The organism is Pedobacter sp. 10L46_2 (assembly GCF_056395165.1).
The window spans coordinates 1-3,247 of sequence record NZ_JBFTIZ010000396.1 but is presented as its reverse complement, the minus strand read 5'-3'; the positions used below and the strand labels follow the sequence as shown (position 1 = coordinate 3,247).

Below are 3,247 nucleotides of genomic sequence, written 5' to 3'. Positions count from 1 at the left end.
CCTGGGGTAAGACAGCAGAAAAAGCGGTATACAATAGTGCAGTACTGGAATCAATTGCACATATGGCCTTGCTAACAAGGCAAATCAATATGCATTCACCAAAATTAAAAGATGCATTAATAAAAAAGCATTTTGAACGTAAGCATGGCCCGGACAGTTATTATGGTCAGTAAAAAAATGATATTAACAGGGGGACTCCTGATTGGAGCCCTGATAGGCGTAAATGCACAGCAAAAAGACTTTCATGATTGGGCTAAGACGCCTCCTATGGGATGGAACAGCTGGGATTGCTTTGGCCCCACTGTAGTGGAATCTGAGGTGAAAAGCAATGCGGAATATATGTCTAAAAATCTGAAAGCTTTTGGATGGGAGTATGTGGTGGTAGACATTCGCTGGTATGTTGGAAACGACAAAGCGCATGGTTATAATGAGACGGATCCAGATTATGTACTGGATGAATACGGCAGATTTCAACCAGCAGTAAACCGCTTCCCTTCAGCAGCAGGCGGTAAAGGGTTTAAGCCCCTTGCCGACTACATTCATAAAAAGGGGTTGAAATTTGGTATTCACATCATGCGGGGCATTCCGATAGAGGCGGTAAAACGTAATCTGCCAATCATGGGGAGTAAGGCTACCGCCAAAGACATTTACAGCACAGATCTGCAATGTAAGTGGCTACATGACATGTACACTGTAGTGGCCGGACGTGATGGAGCACAAGAATATTACAACTCGCTATTTAAGCTATATGCATCGTGGGGTGTAGATTTCATTAAGGTGGATGACCTTTCCAGACCTTACCATACCGGAGAGGTAGAAATGATCCGTAAAGCAATCGCACTCACAGGTAGAAAGATCGTACTGAGTACTTCGCCGGGAGAAACACCTATGGCAAGTGCTTCCCATGTGCAGGGTCATGCCAATATGTGGCGCACAGTAGACGATTTTTGGGACAACTGGCCCATGTTGAAAGATCATTTTCATGTATTTGAGCGATGGAACAAATATCGCGCACCTGGTGCCTGGCCTGATGGAGACATGCTTCCTCTTGGGAAAATTGGAATTCGCGCAGAACGAGGAAATCCAAGAATGACGGCATTTACCAAAGATGAGCAATACACACTGATGACACTGTGGACGATATTCCGTTCCCCATTGATGTTTGGAGGTGACCTGCCAAGCAATGACGCCTTTACCCTTTCCCTATTAAACAACACAGAGGTGCTCAATATCCTAAACAACAGCACCAATAACAAACAATTGTTTCGTAATGAGGATGGAATCTGCTGGGTGGCAGATGATCCAAAAACTGGAGATAAATACGTCGCTTTGTTTAACCCGGGTGATGGCAATGAAGCAGCAAACATTTCTGTAAACTTGAATGACCTTGGATTTACCGGGGTCTGCAAAGTGAGAGATCTTTGGAGCAAGAGTAATAAGGGTAGGGCTAAAGGAACATATACAGCAACAATCAATAAACATGGAGCAGGTCTGTTCCGTATTTCAGCAATTAAGTAAAACACAGTATTAAGATATGATAAACTTAAAAGAATTAGAAATTTGGTTCATCACGGGTAGTCAGCACCTGTATGGAGAGGAGACGTTAAAGCAAGTAGCTGATCACGCAAAGCAAGTGGCATCCTCACTAGACGCTGCTCCGCAAATTCCCGTTAAAGTTGTTTATAAACCAATAGTAAAAACACCTGACGAGATATTTGAAACCTTGCAACAGGCCAACTTAACTACCAATTGCATTGGTGTAATCACATGGATGCATACTTTCTCACCTGCAAAAATGTGGATAAGAGGACTGAATATTCTTCAGAAGCCTTTATTACACCTACACACTCAATTCAACAGAGACATTCCCTGGGATACCATTGATATGGATTTCATGAACCTGAACCAGAGTGCACATGGAGATCGTGAATTTGGCTTTATTGTAACCAGGATGCGCAAAGATCGAAAAGTAGTGGTTGGACATTGGCAGGATCAGGAAGTATTAAGTGAAATTGATACCTGGACACGAGCCGCAGCTGGCTGGCATGACTGGCAAGGTGCTAAATTTGCGCGCTTTGGAGACAATATGCGCTATGTAGCCGTTACAGATGGCGACAAAGTAGAGGCTGAGCTCAAATTTGGCTTCCAGGTCAACACCTACGGCATCGGTGACCTTGTAGCCGTTATCAACAGCATTCCAGAGGAAGCTATCCAGGAGCTGTTAACAGAATATGAAGCAACCTACGTTATGGCAACTGACCTCCAGCGTGGCGGAGATAGACATGGTTCTGTTTATGAAGCTGCAAAGATAGAACTGGGTCTTAAGAAATTCCTGGAAGACGGCGGCTTTAAAGGCTTTAGTGATACCTTTGAAGATCTGCACGGTATGATTCAGCTACCGGGTATTGCTGCACAGCGATTAATGGCGGCAGGATATGGATTTGCCGGAGAAGGCGATTGGAAAACCGCTGCACTAGTACGTGCTTGTAAAGTAATGGGTGCCGGATTACCTGGGGCAAACGCCTTTATGGAGGACTATACCTACCACTTTGACCCTGCTAATTCAATGGTATTGGGCTCTCACATGCTGGAAGTAGATGCATCGTTGGCCAACGAAAAACCAAGACTTGAAGTACATCCCCTTGGTATCGGCGGGAAAGCAGATCCTGCCAGACTAGTATTCACTGTAGCCGGTGGAAATGCACTCAATGCTTCAATTATCGATATGGGTAACCGCTTTAGACTACTCGTAAACGAGGTAGAAGCAGTGGAACCCAAGCATAAGTTACCAAAGCTCCCTGTAGCACAGGTTTTATGGAAGCCGCTCCCTGATATGAAGACTGGCTGTGCAGCCTGGATCTACGCCGGAGGTGCACACCATACTGCATACAGTCAGAATCTGACAACAGCGCATTTACTGGATTTTGCAAACATTGCAGGTATAGAATACGTAAACATTGGAGCTGATACCAGGATCAACCAGTTCAGAAACGAACTTCAATGGAATGAAATCTTTTATAAATAAGGAAGATGTGCCGGATAAACGTAATTTACCGGCACATTAACCATTTGCTCAAACCAACCAAATAAGACCAATATGAACAACAATTTAGTAACTACAGATTATGTAGTTTTCATCATCTACTTTTTAATCGTCTCCGGTTATGGATATTTTATCTATCGCCAGCGTAAAAAGAATGAGCATGATGCCAAAGCATTCTTTCTAGCAGAAGGAACACTCACCTGG

At 44.0% G+C, this 3,247-nt stretch carries 2 protein-coding genes; both read left to right on the top strand.

The annotated features are described in order from the left end of the window. Positions 1 to 177 precede the first annotated feature (177 nt). Entirely contained in the window at positions 178 to 1,518 is a 1,341-nt protein-coding gene (locus AC1DDX_RS25675) for a glycoside hydrolase family 27 protein (protein ID WP_337716765.1), read from the top strand. A gap of 16 nt (positions 1,519 to 1,534) precedes the next feature. Continuing rightward, positions 1,535 to 3,025, top strand: coding sequence for an L-arabinose isomerase (araA, locus tag AC1DDX_RS25670; RefSeq protein ID WP_172660040.1), 1,491 nt, complete (start codon positions 1,535 to 1,537; stop codon positions 3,023 to 3,025). The last annotated feature ends 222 nt before the right edge of the window (positions 3,026 to 3,247 follow it).

What these genes read in the sequence shown, in the direction of transcription:
- AC1DDX_RS25675 (WP_337716765.1), top strand. Translation starts at nt 178, where the DNA reads ATGATATTAACAGGGGGACTCCTGATTGGAGCCCTGATAGGCGTAAAT.
- araA (WP_172660040.1), top strand. Translation starts at nt 1,535, where the DNA reads ATGATAAACTTAAAAGAATTAGAAATTTGGTTCATCACGGGTAGTCAG.